A 15,263-nucleotide genomic window follows, 5' to 3' on the forward strand; every position below is an offset into this window, starting at 1 on the left:
GTAGCTGATCTCCGTGCTTCATCGTTTCCAAGCCGGGTTCTCGTAGATTTCCTCATAGCTTTCGACGAAGATCATTTTGATGCCAATGCGTTCGAGAAAAGGCCTTCGATGGTCATCGTCTGCGGCTCCCTTCACGACAAACCAAGCGTCAGTTTTCATGTCGGGCTTGATCCGATGAAGGCGCGCTCTCTCAAGAAACAACCATCTCAGGAAGTTCTCATCTTTTCCGAAGGCAAACCCAATGACGACGATGGGGCAGAAAAAGAACGGTTCCAGCCAGGTGCCTGCGCCCTTCCAGTCTTCCGGTTTGGTGACCGCCTTTGATCTCAGCCCACCCGTCCCATAGATAAGCCGGCGGGCTCGTTCTACGGAGCCCATGTAGTGGGTTAGACCCAACCGAATGCTGCGCGGGTACTTGGCCATTCCATGCGCGTGCCAAATAGCGAAACTGGATCGGGCGTCTCCGATTGAATCCGTCGAAAAGTAAGAACTCCAAGGGTAGAAGTCAGTGAAACCGGACTTTGTTCGGATGAAGGCGGCGCCAATTGCTTGGGACAGCATCTCATCAAAGTTGACCGTGATCACTGGTGCGGATCTTCGAGCGGCCCATGACATCAGCGTTCCATGATGATCATTATGCTGCCAAGACTTCATTAGATCGCAGAAATCCCGTTGCAGATTGCTGCGATCATCGAATGGGCGAGCTAGGTCGAGAATGTCGAAAAACTCGGTGTTCGACATTTCTTTAAGTTGATCCTGTGTCAGTTGCAGTCCGTGCCTTTCTGCAAGGATCTGCAGGAGCCTCTCCCAGCTGGAATTTTCGTCATTGTTTCGATGGCGATTGATGCCGTTGCCCAGCAAGAGCGCCGGTGGCTGGGGGCCACCAAGTATGCTGGCAAGACTCGCTACCATGCCCGTGATCCAAATTCCGAATAGGGACTAATCAGAGCCAATGAGTTACTCCCTCCAGAGAGTTGCCAAGGTTGCCATGTCCGATCAATGGCACGACAATCATTCTGATGGTCCTTAATCCTCGTCAATGATGTGAATATGCCCACCACCCGCGAAAATACCATTACCGCGCTGCACGCGCGGCTCTCGGCGCTGCCCGCCACCACCCTGCGCGGTGAGGTACTGCCCGAGCGCGTGCCGGCTGCCGGCCTTCTGATCCTCCGCGACGGCGAGCCGGGAGAGCCGGAGGTGACGCTGTCGCCGCTGGCCTATCACTACCAGCACCGTGCCGAGATCGAGGCCGTCGTGCAGGGTGCCAATCGTGACGCTGCCTTCGATATGCTCTGTGCCAGCGTGGGTGCGACGATTGCCGCCGACCGCACGCTCGGCGGCCGGTGCGACTGGATCGAGGCGGAAGCGCCGCGACCGGTCGATCTGCCGGTCGAGGGCGCCGCCAGTCTGAAGGCCGCCGTGATCCCGGTGGTGCTTCACTATTCCACGGCCGATCCGCTCGGCTGATCCCGACAACCCGAGGAGAATACCATGGCACGAGCCCAGGGGGCGCGGGCGCAGATGGCGCTTGCGTTCGAGACGACCTATGGAGCGCCACCTGCCAGCGGCTTCACGCGGATGCCGTTCGCCAGCGCGACGCTGGGGGCGGAGCAGCCGCTCCTGAACAGCGAGCTGCTCGGCTACGGTCGCGATCCGCTGGCGCCGATCAAGGACGCGCTGACGGCGGACGGCAATGTCGTCGTGCCGATCGACGCGGAGGCCTTCGGCTTCTGGCTGAAGGCGGCCTTCGGCCAGCCGATCACTACTGGCACGGTGGCGCCCTACAGTCACGAGTTCCGCTCGGGCGGCTGGGTGCTGCCGTCGATGTCCATCGAGACTGGCATGCCGGAGGTGCCGCGCTTCGCGATGTATTCAGGTTGCATGCTCGATACGCTGTCGTGGCAGATGCAGCGCTCGGGCCTGCTGACCGCGACCGCGAGCCTCGTGGCCCAAGGCGAGGCCATCGCCACGACCTCCGCCGCAGGCACGTTGGCCGAGATCGACCTGCAGCGCTTCGGCCATTTCAACGGCGCGATCACCCGCAATGGCCAGCCGCTTGGCAACATCGTCTCGGCCGAGATCACCTATGCCAACACGCTCGACCGGATCGAGACGATCCGCTCGGATGGCCGCATCGATGGCGCGGACCCGGGCATGGCTGCGCTCACCGGCCGGATCGAGGTGCGCTTTGCAGATCAGCTCCTGGTCAACCAGGCGATCAATGGCGAGCCCTGTGAGATGACCTTCGCCTACGTGCTGACCTCGGGCGAAAGCCTGACTCTGGTGGCCCATGCCGTCTACCTGCCGCGCCCGCGCATCGAGATTTCCGGACCGCAGGGCGTGCAGGCCAGCTTCGACTGGCAGGCGGCGAAGGACACGGTGACGGGCCGCATGTGCACGATCACGCTGGTGAACGAACGGGAGACCTACTGATGCTGACACTCGATCTGACGAATGCGCCGCGCTGGCTCGACCTGTTGCCGGGCGTGCGGCTGCAGCTTCGCCCGCTGACGACCGCCCTGATGGTCTCCGCCCGCAGCGATGCCGCGATCCAGGCACTGCCGCCCGAGGCCGGGCCCGAGGAACTGGCGATGATCATGGCCAAGGCCGTGGCGCGGCGCGCGGTGCTGGATTGGGAGGGTGTCGGCGATGCCGAGGGCAACCCGGTCCCGGTGACGCCCGAGGGCATCGACGCACTCCTCGACATCTGGCCGGCCTTCGACGCCTTCCAGTCCGCCTATGTCGCCAAATGGCTGCTCCTCGAGCAGGAAAAAAACGTCTCTGCGCCCTCGCCGAGTGGTGGCTCGGCGGGGGCGATCGCTACTGCCAAGCCTGCACGCCCTGCGAAAGCAACGGGGGCCCGTGCCCGGATTGCCCGGCGCGGTTGAACCAGCCAGAAACTCTGGAAGGCTGGCAGGTCTGGGATCTGGCGCAGCGCCTGATGGGGCAGTTGCGTGTCGCCACCGGCCCGGACGCTTCCACAGTCATCGGCTGGGACATGACTGCAGCGCTGGCCATGGCGCAGGCGCTCGGGGGCGACCCGCTCATCGCGGCCGAATGCCTGCCGGTGATCGAGGCCGTGATGGTCCGCAAGTTCAATGAACAGAGCACGGCTGATGACCGAGCGTCTCTGTCCCGCGGTTGATGAACCCGCCCCGCATGCCAAGTCCCGCTCGTCAGAAAGTCTGATCCATGGCCCAGAAGCGCGTTTCCGTCCGCCTCGTCGCCGAGGGCGGCAGGCAGGTGAAGGCCGAATTCCAGGGGATCGGCGATGCGGGCGAGCGCAATTTCAAGCGGATCGAGCGGCAGGCCGACATCACCGGCGCCGTGGTGCGCCGCGTCATGGGGATCCTCGGCGCCGCGATCAGCACGCGGCAGCTCGTGGCCTATGCCGACCAATGGACCGACCTCCGCTCGCGTGTCGATCTCGCGACCGGCAGCCAGGAGGCGGGGGCGGCCGTCATGGAGCGGCTCGCCGCCATGGCGCGGCGGACCTATTCCAGCCTCGGCCAGACCACGGAGTCCTGGCTCGCCAATGCCACGGCGCTGCGCGAACTGGGGCTGACCACGGCGGAGTCGCTGGATTTCACGGAGGCGCTGAACAACGCCATGGTGGTGTCCGGCGCGCGTGCCGAACGCGCGGCCTCGGTGCAGACGGCGCTCTCGCGAGCCATGGCGCTGGGTACGCTCAGCGGGGACAACCTCAACACCGTGATCCAGAACGGCGGGCGGCTCGCGGAACTTCTGGCGGCCGAGCTTGGCACCACTGTCTCCGGCCTGCGCAGGCTTGGCCAGGAGGGCGGGATCACTGGCGAGGTGATCCGCACGGCGCTGATCGGCAATCTCGAACTGCTGCGCGAGGAAGCCGACAGCATGCCGGCGACCATCGGCGATGCGTTCACGCTGATCGGCAATGCCGCGCTGCAACTGGTCGGCACCTGGGACCAGATGGTCGGGGCCTCATCGACGGTGGCCGCGGCACTGATCGGGCTCGCCGACAACATGGAGCGGCTGGCGGCTATCGGCATCGCTTTCGCGGGCTTCATGGCCGCGCGCTGGGTTGCGGGGTTTGTCGCAGCGCAAGTCGCCACGATCAGCCTCGCGGGCGCGCTGACGCTCTTGCGCGGGGCGATCATCCGTACCGGAATCGGGGCGCTGATCGTGGGCGCGGGCGAGCTGATCTACTGGTTCGGGCAGCTGGTGCGCGGCGCGGGCGGGTTTGGCACTGCGCTCTCACTTCTGGGCGATCTCGCCCGCGAGGTCTGGGAACGCATGAAGCTCGGTGCCGTCGCCATGGGGCTGGCGATCATGGCGAGTTGGGCTGACATCAAGGCCACCATCGCCGAGGCGCTGCAGACATCGCTGGAAGCCGTGGTCGGTTTCGGGAACGGGGCGCTGAACACGTTCCAGGGGGCGCTCGACGCGATCAAGGTGCTCTGGGGCGCGCTGCCCTCGGCGATCGGGGATTTCGCGTTTCAGGCGGCGAATGCGCTGATCGCGGGCGTCGAAGCGATGCTCAATGGCGTCGGCCAGCGGATCAACGGCTTCCTCGAGGGGATCAATGGCGGGCTCGAGGCGCTGGGGATCGAGCGGCGGATTTCGCTGATCGGCAATCTGGAACTGGGCCGGATCGATAACCCCTTCGCGGGGTCGGCGACTGAGGCCGGTGCCCAGGCACGCGCGGCGTTCCAGGCAGCGTTCACTGCCGAGCCGATCAATATGCCGGACCTCGGGCTAAGCGCTTATGCGGAGGAAGCGCGCGGCGAAGCCGAGTCCCTGCGTGCGACGATGGCTGGCGTGGCCGAGGCGGCGACGGCACCACTCGAGTCCATTGCCGCCCTGCGCGAGGCGGTGACGGGCAGCGGTCTCGACGCGGAGGCTGCGCTGAACGGCGCGCGCACGGCCGCCGAGGGGCTGGGCGAGTCGCTCGAGGCCACCGGCGAGGCTGCGGGCCGCGCGGGCGGTGCCGGTCGCGGGGCGGGTCAGGCGCTGCGCGAGGCGGCCGATACGGCACGTGGTGCATGGGAGGCCACCGCCGAGGCAGTCCGCGCGGCACAGGAGCGTTCCCGCGAGATCGCTCAAGGTCTGGCGCAGGATATCGTCGGCCCGATCAAGGAGGCGCTGCAGTCCGGCGAGTTCACCTGGGAGACCTTCGCCAGCGCCATCTCGCGCATCGCGCAGAACCTCGCGAACCGGCTGATCGAGCTGGCCTTCAAGCCGATCGAGAATGCGCTGATGCGCGCCTTCTCGGGCATGGGCGGCGGGGGTGGTTTCTTCGCGAGCCTCTTCGGCTTCGCAAGGGGCGGCGCATTTGCAGGTGGCCACGAACTGACGGCTTTCGCGCGCGGCGGCGTCGTGAACCGGCCCACAGTGTTCCCGTTCTCGCGAGGCATCGGGCTGATGGGCGAAGCCGGACCCGAGGCGATCCTGCCGCTGCGGCGCGGGCGCGACGGGCGGCTCGGGGTCGAGATGAACAGCACGCCCGCCCAACCCGCGCAGGACATGTCGACGCGCATCATCAACGTGCTCGACCCGTCGGTGGTCGGCGACTACCTCGCCACGCCCTCGGGCGAGCGGGCCATCCTGAACGTGATCCGCCGCAACCGGAGTGCGCTGAATGCCTGAAGTGGGAGGCCCACCGCCGCTGTTGTTCTGGCCCTTCCCGGCGGCGCAGGAGATCACGGAGGTTCTGGAATGGCGCACCGACGTGCTGACATCACGCGCGGGCGAACAGCGCATCGCGCTCCGACCCCGACCGCGCGAGATCGTCACCTTTCGGCACAGGCTGGATGCGCTGGAGATGGCGCGCGCCGCGGAACTCGCCCGCGCCGGGTTTGCCGGAGACTGGTATGTGCCGCTCTGGCACATGGCGCTGCAGCCCAATGCCGATCTGGCGCAAGGCGCGACCGAGATCCTGCTCGATACGGGGCTCTCGGATTTTCGCAGCGGGGAACTGGCAGCGATCACGGTCGATGGCCGTGAGGCGGCGGCCGTGTCCATCGCCAGCGTTCAGGCCGACCGGCTCATCCTTGCAGAGCCTCTGGTCCTGCAGCTGCCTAGTCCGGTGGTTGCCGCGCCGCGCATCATGGTCGCGCCGATCCGCGCAGGCGTGCTGACCTCAGCCGTCGAGATCACTCGCCGCAGGCAGGGAGATGGCACGGTCAACGCCAGCTTCCTGCTGCGCGAGGCGGCGGACATCACCGCACTGGTGCTGCCGATCTATCTCGGCCGCCCGGTCCAGACCGACCCGAGCCTTGTGCGCCGCCCGCTCAGCGCCAGCCTGCGCCGGGCTGTGGAATACGTCGACAACGGTTTCGGCCCGGTTGTGGCCGAGCCGGTGAGAGATATCATCGAGCGAGGGGAGACGATCACGCTGAAGGCGCAGGGCCCCGCCGCGCGTCACGCCCTGCGCCGCTGGCTCTGGTCGCTCCGAGGACGGCAGGTCAGCTTCTGGCTGCCGACCTGGGGGCGCGAGCTGCAGTTGCGCGCGGCCATGACCTCCGGATCCACGCTGATGCGCGTCGCCCCGGTCGCGTCGCTCCCGGCCTATATCGGCCGCGCGATCCTGCTGGAAATGCCGACCGCGCTGCGCTTCCGAACGATCACCGCCGCCATCGTCGAGGGCGCGGATCACCGGCTGACGCTGTCCTCGAACCTCGGCGAGCCGGTTTCGCTCGCGACGAGGGTGCATTTCCTGACCGCGATGCGCGCAGATGCCGACCGCGTCGAGATCCAGCATGGCGCTGTCGCCAGCGAGGTCACGCTGCCTGTCATCGAGGTGCCCGCATGACCTATGACAGCATCGAAGCCTCGGTCGCCGAGGGCCGACCCTATTTCCTCTACCAGTTCGTGGAAGGCGATCAGGTCTGGCGTTTCACCAGCCGCGCCACGGCCTGGACCAGCGCGGGGAGCGGCGGGACGGCGATCACCTGGGAGCCCGCTGCCGTCGCCCATGGCGACGTGGTGCAGACGAGCGAGATCGAGCGCGGGCGGCTGGAACTGACCTGGTCGCTTTCGCATCCCTTCGCGCGGCGGTTTCTGGCTCCTTTGGGCAACACGCCCGTGACGCTGACCATCTTCCGGGGCCACGAGCAGGTGCTGGGGGAGACGGTCGCGCATTGGAAGGGCCGCGTCGTGGGCTCCGAGGTCGAGGGGCAGCGGATCCTGCTGCAGGCCGAGTCGATCTTCAGCACGCTGCGCCGAGCAGGCGTGCGGGCGAAGTATCAGCGGCTTTGCCGCCATGCGCTTTACGGGCGCGGCTGCGGCCTCGACATCGCGCTCTACTGGCTGACCGGCACGGTGAAGGCCGTATCCGGCAACGCCTCGAGCCTCACAATCCCCGAGGCGGCGGCCGAGCCAACCGGCTGGTACCGGGGCGGTGTGCTCAGGTTGGGCGCGCAGCTTGGGTTCATCACTGGCCATGCCGGGGCGACCCTCACGCTGTCGCGCCCGATGCAGGAACTGGTGGCGGCGTTAGCCTCCCCGGAGATCGACCCGGAGACCGGCACACCGATCCCAGTCCTCGTCGACATCGCCCCGGGCTGCGATCTGCGTGCCGCCACTTGCGCGGCGAAGTTCGGCAACCTCGCCAACTTTGGTGGCTTCCCCGAGATCCCCGGCCGCAATCCCTTCGGCGGCAGCTCCATCGTCTGAGAAGTCGTCATGGTCTGGACCTTCATCGCGCGGCTCGTCCTCGGGCTGGTGCTCTCGGCGATTTCCTATGCGCTGAGCCCGCGCCCCAAGGTCGAGAAGCCCCAGGCGGCGGGGCTGGACGATTTCTCGCTGCCCACCGCCGAGGAAGGGCGGCCGATCCCGGTGGTATTCGGGACGGTACTGATCACGGGGCCGAACGTGGTCTGGGCAGGCGACCTGAAGGTGGACCCGATCAAGAAGAAAGGTGGCAAGAAGTGACGCGCGTGACGATCCAGGACCTGCGCGATGCGCGCTACTGCCTCGCAGGCGTGCGGCCGTGGTTCCGCCGCCACGGGCTCGACTGGCAAGCGTTTCTGGACTGCGGCATCGAGGCCGACCGGCTGCGCGCGACCGGGGATGCACTGGTGGAACCCGTGATCCTGATCGCAGAGCAGCGGGAGGCATACGATGGGCGGGCGTAGCAAGGCGCAGACCGTTGGCTTCCGCTATTCGCTGGGGATGCATCTGGCGCTTTGCCACGGGCCGATCGATGCCATCCGCGAGATCCTCGTCGACCGCCGCACCGCATGGTCTGTCACGACCGGCGGCGGCGTTTCGGGCGGCGGCGCGGCCGTGGAGACGCGGATCGGCGCGGTTGCAGGCATGGCGGCAACTGCGGCGCTGGCGGGCGACACGGGCGCCACGATCACTTTTCCGGGGACGCGCGCGGGGGTGCGCATCGGCCGGGACTACCGGCTGCAATTGGCGAATGGCACGAGCCAGACCATCACGCTGCGCGGCGTCAGTTTCAACGCCGCCACCAATGTGACCTCCTGGTCTGTCCTGCCCGAGGCGCTGAGCTTCCCGGTTCAAGCGGTCGAGGTGTTCGAGGCGACCAGCGCCGCCAGCAACGCAGGTGCCGGGGGTGGGCGTATTCGCATCGACAAGCCCGACCTCTTCGGCGGTGAGAGCCGCGAAGGGGGCATTCGCGGCGATGTCGATGTGCTGATGGGCGGGCCGGGCCAGGGTCAGAACGACTACCTGGCTGCTCGGATGAATGGCGACGTGCCCGGCTATCGCGGGCTCTGCAGCCTGGTGCTGCGGCAGGTCTATCTCGGCATCAATCCGTATCTGAAGCCGTGGGCGGTCCGCGTGACCCGCGTGCTGACCGGCGAGGCAGGCGCGGCGCAATGGTATCCCGAGAAGGCGGCCATCGTGCCCGAGGCCAATATCTCGGATGCCGCGATCTACATTGCGCTTGATGTCTCGGGTTCGATGTCGGGCACGCGCATGGCCGCCCAGAAAGCGGGCGTCGCGGCGCTCATCCGCGAGATCGGAGCCAGCGTCGATCCCGACCGGCCGAACGATATCCGCATCGTGCTCTGGAACGCAGGCGTCGCGGGCGCGATCGAGCGCCGCGAGATGGGACCGGACGACTATGCCGCGCTCGAGGCGTGGATGATGGCGCTCTCGAACAGCACCTCGGGGGGCACCAGCTTTGACGCCGCCTTTTCGCAGGCGGGAGCGTTTTTCGCGGGCGGCGGGTCCAAGCGACGGATCGTGATCTTCGTGACCGATGGCGAACCTGCGCCGGTCTCCTCGGTCGATGCAGCACTTACGATCATCCGCACCCTGCCGCCGGCCGACATCTTCGGCTTCAACATCGCGCTCGCAAATACCACTTTCACCGCACGGATCGACAACACGCCGGTGGACGGCGTGCCGGTGATCCCGGCGGGAAACCCGCAGGCGCTGGTCGCCTCCTTGCGCGGGGCCTTCGGCAACGGGCCAGACATGAACCCGGCCCATATCATCCGGGAGTGCCTGACCAACCGGGACTGGGGTCTGGGCTATTCGACCGTGGAGATCGGGGCGAGTTTCACGGCGGCCGCGGACACGCTCTACACCGAGGGCTTCGGCCTGTCGCTGATCTGGCAGCAGGACAGCTCCATCGAGGAGTTCATCGGCAGCGTTCTCGACCACATCGACGCGACACTCTTCATCGACCGGCGCACCGGGCTCTGGGAACTGAAGCTGATCCGGGCCGACTACACGGCCGCAACGCTGCCACTCTTCGATGAGACCAATGTCGTGGATTGGGGGCGGCTGGGGCGGCGCGCGCCGTCGGATCTGGTCAACAGCGTGACCGTGCGTTTCACCGATGCCTGGACCGACGACACGGGGGCGGTTTCTGTCACCGACACTGCCCGGGTGCAGTCCATGGGCGAGGTGATCGCCACCACGCTCGACTATCCAGGCATCCGCTACCAGGGGCTGGGGATCCGCGTGGCCGAGCGCGACCTACGCGCGCTCTCGGTGCCGCTGCTCACGGGCGAGATCGTGGTGAACCGCGAAGGCGCGGATCTCGGGCCAGGCGATGTGATCCGGCTGCGGTCGCCCCGCCTCGGGCTCGACGATGTTGTCATGCGCATCTCCGAGATCGGTCAGGGCGACGGCCGCGACAACGGCATCCGATTGAAGCTCGCCGAGGACGTCTTTGCGTTGGGCGCCACCGCCATCGCAGGTGGGCGCATGCCGACCGGGTCCGGGGTCGCGGCTCCGCCGAGGGCACTCTCCCGGCGCATGGTCGCGGAAGCCCCTTACTGGCTGCTCGTCCGCGAACTGGGCCATACCGAGGCCGACCGGATTCTTTCGGAGGATCCCAATGCGGGCGCAGTGGTTGCCACGGGCGAGCGCCCCAGCGCCGATGCGCTGGCGGCGGAGCTCTGGATCGACCCCGGCACCGGTCCCGCGCGGGAGGGTGTGGTTGCCTTCGCGCCGACGGCGCTGCTGGCTGCGGACATCTCGGACCATCCGGAGGTGCGTGTCCTGCCCGTCACCGGATGGCGCGACATCGGTGAGGTCGGCATCGGCACGCTGGCGAGCATCGGCGGCGAACTGGTGCGCGTCGACGGGATCACGTCCACCGCCATCACCGTGGGTCGGGGTTGCCTCGACACCGTGCCGAGGGCGCATGCCGCAGATACGCCAGTGATCTTCTTCGACGAGGGCGCGCGGATCACCGAGGACAGCTGGGCGGCAGGCGAGACTCTCGCGATCCGGCTTCTACCCGAAACGGGGCGTGGCACGCTCGCCTTTGCGCTGGCGCCCGAGGACAGCGTGACGCTCGACCGGCGCGCCATCCGGCCCCTGCCGCCCGGTCGCGTGCAGGCCAATGGCAGCTATGCGCCGGATGTCGATGCGCTGATCGCCAATGATCTGGTGCTGACCTGGGCCCATCGCGACCGGCTGACACAGACCAGCCCCGTGATCGTCGATCACACCGGTTCCTCCATCGGGCCGGAGCCAGGCGTCGGCTATGCGATCGAGGTGCGTTGGATCGACCCCGACACCGGCGCAGCGCTCATGCCGCCTGGCATCGTGATCGACGCGGGCATGGAGACAAGCTGGACGCTGGCGCCGGAGGACATCCCGGAGACCGGCGCGCCGGAGCGGACGGCCGAGATCGACCTCGCCGTCCGGGCGCGTCGGCTGGTCGGCGGCAGTTGGCTCACCGACTTTGATGCCCGCCGGTTCCGGCTGACCGCGCCCTTTGCCGCCGGATGGGATCGCGGCTGGGGGTTCCTCTGGGGGACCTGATCCCTGCCATCACCTTCCTCACGACAAGCGAGACCAAGCATGCCCGAACGGATCATGCCGGGACTGGGGCTGCGCGCCTTCTACGATCCCGGCCAGCGCAACTGGGGCACCAGCCTCAGCGAAGATCTGCGCCGCCTCTCGGCCCTCGTGCAGGCGCGCGCCACATCGCGGACCGCAGCACTTCCTGCCACCGGCACCGCAGGCCAGATCACCATCGTGCCCGCCGCGACAGGCGCCAATGCCAATGCGCTCGCGCTTTGGGACCAGTCGCCAGCCGGGGTGGCTGCATGGGTCTACCTCACCCCAGAGGAAGGCTGGCAGGTCTGGATCGCGGATGAAGCGCGGCATGTCCGTTTCACGGGCGGCGCATGGATCGAGGTGCCCCGACCGGGCGTCGTACGCATCCGGACGCTGACGGCGACCAGCCACACGCTGGAAGCCGTGGATCTGGGCAGCATCCTGGAGACCACCGGCTCCTCGGCCGTCACCGTGACAATCCCGGTCGAGGCGACCGTGCCCTTCGAGATCGGCACGCTCATCAACGTGACGCAGGTCGGCGCCGGGATCGCCACGGTCGCGGCGGCTCCGGGCGTGTCGCTCAATGGCGTCACCGGAGGCTCGGTCGCCCTCGATGGCCAATGGTCGGGCGCCGCCCTCGTGAAACGCGGGGCAGATGCCTGGGTCATCCAGGGCGCGCTGGCGGGGGCTGTCGCATGAGCCTTCTGATGATGCGCGCCGCCATCCTGGCGCAGGGCGGCGACACCGCCCCTCCGGTCGATATCGGCACTGTCTGGCAACTCGACACAAGCCGTCGGCCCCCGGGTTACACGCTGTCCAATGGCAACCAGACCGCCGTGAACACCTCTGGCGGGACCAACTATATGCGCTGGGTGCCGAGTGCCAAGGCGATCCTGCCCTCGGACGGGCGACGCTATTGGGAAGTTCTCTGTGCAGCCAGCGGGGCTGCCAGTTTCGACGGCTACATGGGCGTCGTCTCCGCCGCGCAGCGCGAGGAGTTCAATACCGGCAACAACCCGATCACGCTGGGCTCGATCGCCTATCGCGGCAACGGCTCCCTCTGGTCGTCGAACACTGCCACGGCCGCCCAGCAGTTGACGGGGCTGCCGACCTTCGGGGCGGGCGACGTACTGATGTTCGTTCTCGACCCAAGCACTGCGCGCCTCTGGATCGGCAGGAACGGCGTCTGGCGTGACGATCCGGTGAGCGGGGCGGCCACCTGGACGGCCGCGCAGAGCACGGCCTTCTATCCGCAGGTCCAGGGCCGCAATCCCGGCGACGGCGGCACGCTGCGTTCGCAGCCCTCGCAGTTCAGCTACCCGGTGCCGCCCGGCGTGCTGCCGCTCGGCTACGAGCACCCCGACCTGCGCATCTTCGAGGCGCATGCCTTCATCGAGCTTGCCTGGGACAAGGACCTCAGCGTCGGCGAGCTGGAGGCCTGGTTCGATCTCGGCGGCGGCACGCGTCTGACCTCGGGCGGCGTCTCGATCTTCTTCGATCACGGTGGTGGCACGTCCCTCACCGCCGCCCAATCCGCCCTCTTCATCGAAGTGGAACTGCCATGAGTTACATCCTGCATCTGGGCCACCAGCCCACCGACATCGCCGGCATCTCGGGACTTCTGAACACGACCGCCGGAGGATTCGACCCGACGCTCGACGTGAACGCGATTCGGCATTCCGGATCGAGCACCTATTCCGCGCCGTTCTCCTTCGCAGTGACGGAACCTGCGGGAGACCTCTGGCTGGGGTTCCGTTACGTGCCGCCGAATTCCGACGCGAACAGCATCTCACGGTCCGAGGCGAGTTTTCTAGAATTCTACAGTGCCACTAACGTGCTGCTGGCCCAGATCAAGCCGGTCACGACGACCAATCGCTATCACGCCATCGCGGCTGGCGACACCAGCGTCCAGGGCAGTTCCTCCTACACCGCCCCGAATGGCCAGCCGCAATGGATCGACGTGCGGGTGGCGGTCGGCGCCCAGATCACCATCGAGTTCTATGTCGAGGGCGTGCTGCAATCGACGGCCACCGCGGCGAATGCGAACGGAAAGGGCAAGCCGCGCTACGTGGTCTTTGCGAATACAGCCCTTCACGGCTCCGCCTCGACGCGCACCTGGTACTTTGCCCATATCGCGGCGCTCGACGGGGTCTCGACCATCGGGCGGCGTTTCGTACGACGCAGTCCCAACGCCATCGCCAGCTTCAACCAGATGGTGGGCAGCATCGACGCGCTGCGTGACGGCGATATCGCCACCCGGGTCGCCAGCACGGCAGCGGGGCAGCGCATGTCCTTCTCCCTGACCGGCCCGACCGGACCCGCCTCGGTCTCGGCCATCGCGGGCGTGCATCTCAAGCAGATCGTGCAGGCGGGCACGGTCGGGCCCGACGCCACGGCAGGCTTCCTGCGCATCGGCGGGGTCAACCACGATGCCGCCCCCGAGACCGTGCCGGACCTCGCGCCCAAGCCCGTCTATTCAAGCTGGTCGGTGAACCCGGTCGATGCGAGCCCTTGGAGTGATCTGACCTTGCCCAACGAGGTCGGGATCCTGTCGGTATGAGCCCGCGCCGCTCCGGAGAGGGGCATGTCCGGATGCCCGATGCCGAGTTCGAGGAACTGCTGGCACGCGCGGCGCAAGAGGGCGCCAGGCGCGCGCTCGCGGATGCCGGGCTCGACGGCGATGAGGCCGCGATGGACGTCCGCGACCTGCGCGCGCTGCTCGACTGCATCCGCTTCGTGCGCCGCACGGCGGTGCAGACCACGGCCCATCTCGTCACCACCGGCATCATCCTCGCGCTGCTCGCGGGTATCGCGCTGAAGCTGAAGATCTTCGGCCCGGGCGGCTGAGCGCCAACCGGGTCGTCCCGCGACCAACCCAATCCCCGCAAACCACGCCAACGCGCAGTCACGTCGCTGCGGGCGGGTCTTGTCGTCCCTTCGCAAAGGAACTCTCCCATGTCCGAGCCCATCCGCACCTACCGCCATTTCCGCGATGTTCCGCAGACCCTCTGGCGCTGGCCGAACTTCTCGCCCGCCGAAATCGCCTGCCGCGGCACCGGGCAGATCAAGCTGCACCCCGAGGCCCTCGACAAGCTGCAGGCCCTGCGTGACCGACTGGGCAAGCCCCTGATCGTGCGGTCCGCCTATCGCAGCCCCGAGCACAACCGCGCGGTGGGCGGGGCCAGGGCGTCGAAGCACATGGACGGTACGGCGTTTGATATCGCCATGTCGAACCATGACCCCGAGGCCTTCGAGGCGGCGGCGCGAGAGGTCGGGTTCCTCGGCTTCGGGTTCTACCCGCGCTCGGGGTTCATGCATGTCGACCTCGGCCCCGCTCGTCAGTGGGGCGAGCGGTTCCCGGTCCGGGCGACGGCATTTGCAGCCGAGACGCCGCCCGCGCGCGAGGTGCTGGCTGACAGCCGCACCATGAAGGGCGGCGGGGCAGCCGGTGTGGCGACGCTGGGCGCGGCGGGCGTGGAGGTCGCGCAGAGCGTCCTGGCGGAGACCCAATCCGCAATCCTGCCACTCGTGCCGTATCTCGACACGTTGCGCTGGGTGTTCATCGCCGTGGCTCTCGGCGGGATCGCGGTCACGATCTACGCTCGGCTCGATGACTGGAAGCGGGGGCGGCGATGATTGGTGAACTCGTCGCCACGCTCGCCGGATCGGCATGGGCGCGCGCGGCTCTTCGCCACGGCGTCATCGCCATCGCGATCCTTCTGTTCCTGCTGACCTTGCGTCGGTCCGGCGAGCGAGCGGGACGCCTCGCCGAACGCCTTGAGACCACGGAGAAGGCCAATGATGTCCAACGCCAGATGCTGGAAGTGTCTGCTCGCCGCCCTCGCGATCGCGACGAACTTGCTGAGCGGCTGCGCGGCGGTGAGTTCTGACGGCGGTGGGTTCTGGGCCTGTCCGCCCGTGGTCGAGTATGGCCGAGAGTTCCAGGCGCGGGCGGCTGATGAGCTGATCCTGCTGCCGGATGACTCGGCCATTGCCGAAATGCTCTCCGA

At 67.5% G+C, this 15,263-nt stretch carries 17 protein-coding genes; 16 read left to right on the top strand and 1 reads right to left on the bottom strand.

Translation table 11 applies throughout. The annotated features are described in order from the left end of the window. Positions 1-18: 18 nt before the first annotated feature. Positions 19-912, bottom strand: a complete 894-nt coding sequence (locus tag RGD00_RS16970) for an SIR2 family protein (RefSeq protein ID WP_310458476.1) — start codon at positions 910-912, stop codon at positions 19-21. 138 nt (positions 913-1,050) lie between these two features. On the opposite strand from RGD00_RS16970, the gene RGD00_RS16975 reads away from it, so the two are divergent. The 16 genes from RGD00_RS16975 (at position 1,051) to RGD00_RS17050 (ending at position 15,143) form a co-directional block, all read left to right on the top strand. Next, entirely contained in the window at positions 1,051-1,470 is a 420-nt protein-coding gene (locus RGD00_RS16975; protein ID WP_310458477.1) for an acyl-CoA transferase, read from the top strand. Between the two features lie 24 nt (positions 1,471-1,494). Next, a complete protein-coding gene (locus tag RGD00_RS16980) occupies positions 1,495-2,436 on the top strand; it encodes a phage tail tube protein (protein WP_310458478.1) in 942 nt (313 codons plus the stop codon). Further along, positions 2,436-2,891 (top strand): hypothetical protein, encoded by a 456-nt coding sequence (locus tag RGD00_RS16985; protein ID WP_310458479.1) that lies wholly within the window; start codon positions 2,436-2,438, stop codon positions 2,889-2,891. The genes RGD00_RS16980 and RGD00_RS16985 overlap by 1 nt, the downstream gene beginning before the upstream one ends. After that, the gene (locus RGD00_RS16990; RefSeq protein ID WP_310458480.1) at positions 2,888-3,148 is read left to right on the top strand and encodes a DUF7697 family protein; all 261 of its coding nucleotides are present in this window, start codon (positions 2,888-2,890) and stop codon (positions 3,146-3,148) included. Before RGD00_RS16985 ends, RGD00_RS16990 begins: the two co-directional genes overlap by 4 nt. A 47-nt stretch (positions 3,149-3,195) precedes the next feature. Further along, complete coding sequence (locus tag RGD00_RS16995; protein WP_310458481.1) at positions 3,196-5,628, top strand: tape measure protein; 2,433 nt, start codon at positions 3,196-3,198, stop codon at positions 5,626-5,628. Further along, the gene (locus RGD00_RS17000) at positions 5,621-6,793 is read left to right on the top strand and encodes a hypothetical protein (protein ID WP_310458482.1); all 1,173 of its coding nucleotides are present in this window, start codon (positions 5,621-5,623) and stop codon (positions 6,791-6,793) included. The genes RGD00_RS16995 and RGD00_RS17000 overlap by 8 nt, the downstream gene beginning before the upstream one ends. Continuing rightward, the gene (locus RGD00_RS17005) at positions 6,790-7,656 is read left to right on the top strand and encodes a phage BR0599 family protein (RefSeq protein ID WP_310458483.1); all 867 of its coding nucleotides are present in this window, start codon (positions 6,790-6,792) and stop codon (positions 7,654-7,656) included. The genes RGD00_RS17000 and RGD00_RS17005 overlap by 4 nt, the downstream gene beginning before the upstream one ends. A 9-nt stretch (positions 7,657-7,665) precedes the next feature. Further along, positions 7,666-7,914 (top strand): hypothetical protein, encoded by a 249-nt coding sequence (locus tag RGD00_RS17010; protein ID WP_045685068.1) that lies wholly within the window; start codon positions 7,666-7,668, stop codon positions 7,912-7,914. Between the two features lie 5 nt (positions 7,915-7,919). Beyond that, positions 7,920-8,117, top strand: coding sequence for a hypothetical protein (locus tag RGD00_RS17015; RefSeq protein WP_310458484.1), 198 nt, complete (start codon positions 7,920-7,922; stop codon positions 8,115-8,117). Further along, positions 8,104-11,235 carry a phage tail protein gene (locus tag RGD00_RS17020; RefSeq protein WP_310458485.1) on the top strand — a complete coding sequence of 1,044 codons (3,132 nt, stop codon included), beginning with the start codon at positions 8,104-8,106 and terminating at the stop codon, positions 11,233-11,235. Before RGD00_RS17015 ends, RGD00_RS17020 begins: the two co-directional genes overlap by 14 nt. A 39-nt stretch (positions 11,236-11,274) precedes the next feature. After that, complete coding sequence (locus RGD00_RS17025) at positions 11,275-11,952, top strand: DUF2793 domain-containing protein (protein WP_310458486.1); 678 nt, start codon at positions 11,275-11,277, stop codon at positions 11,950-11,952. Continuing rightward, positions 11,949-12,818 carry an SPRY domain-containing protein gene (locus RGD00_RS17030; RefSeq protein ID WP_310458487.1) on the top strand — a complete coding sequence of 290 codons (870 nt, stop codon included), beginning with the start codon at positions 11,949-11,951 and terminating at the stop codon, positions 12,816-12,818. The genes RGD00_RS17025 and RGD00_RS17030 overlap by 4 nt, the downstream gene beginning before the upstream one ends. Beyond that, a complete protein-coding gene (locus tag RGD00_RS17035; RefSeq protein ID WP_310458488.1) occupies positions 12,815-13,813 on the top strand; it encodes an FscB in 999 nt (332 codons plus the stop codon). The genes RGD00_RS17030 and RGD00_RS17035 overlap by 4 nt, the downstream gene beginning before the upstream one ends. 32 nt (positions 13,814-13,845) lie before the next feature. Next, positions 13,846-14,100 carry a DUF6127 family protein gene (locus RGD00_RS17040; RefSeq protein WP_310458489.1) on the top strand — a complete coding sequence of 85 codons (255 nt, stop codon included), beginning with the start codon at positions 13,846-13,848 and terminating at the stop codon, positions 14,098-14,100. A 108-nt stretch (positions 14,101-14,208) separates the two neighbouring features. Next, positions 14,209-14,889 carry a YcbK family protein gene (locus RGD00_RS17045; protein ID WP_310458490.1) on the top strand — a complete coding sequence of 227 codons (681 nt, stop codon included), beginning with the start codon at positions 14,209-14,211 and terminating at the stop codon, positions 14,887-14,889. After that, positions 14,886-15,143: a hypothetical protein gene (locus RGD00_RS17050; RefSeq protein WP_310458491.1), complete on the top strand. Its 258-nt coding sequence runs from the start codon at positions 14,886-14,888 to the stop codon at positions 15,141-15,143. The genes RGD00_RS17045 and RGD00_RS17050 overlap by 4 nt, the downstream gene beginning before the upstream one ends. Positions 15,144-15,263: the final 120 nt, after the last annotated feature.

The sequence above is a fragment of the Ruixingdingia sedimenti genome (assembly GCF_031432425.1).
Taxonomy (GTDB): Bacteria; Pseudomonadota; Alphaproteobacteria; order Rhodobacterales; family Rhodobacteraceae; genus Ruixingdingia; species Ruixingdingia sedimenti.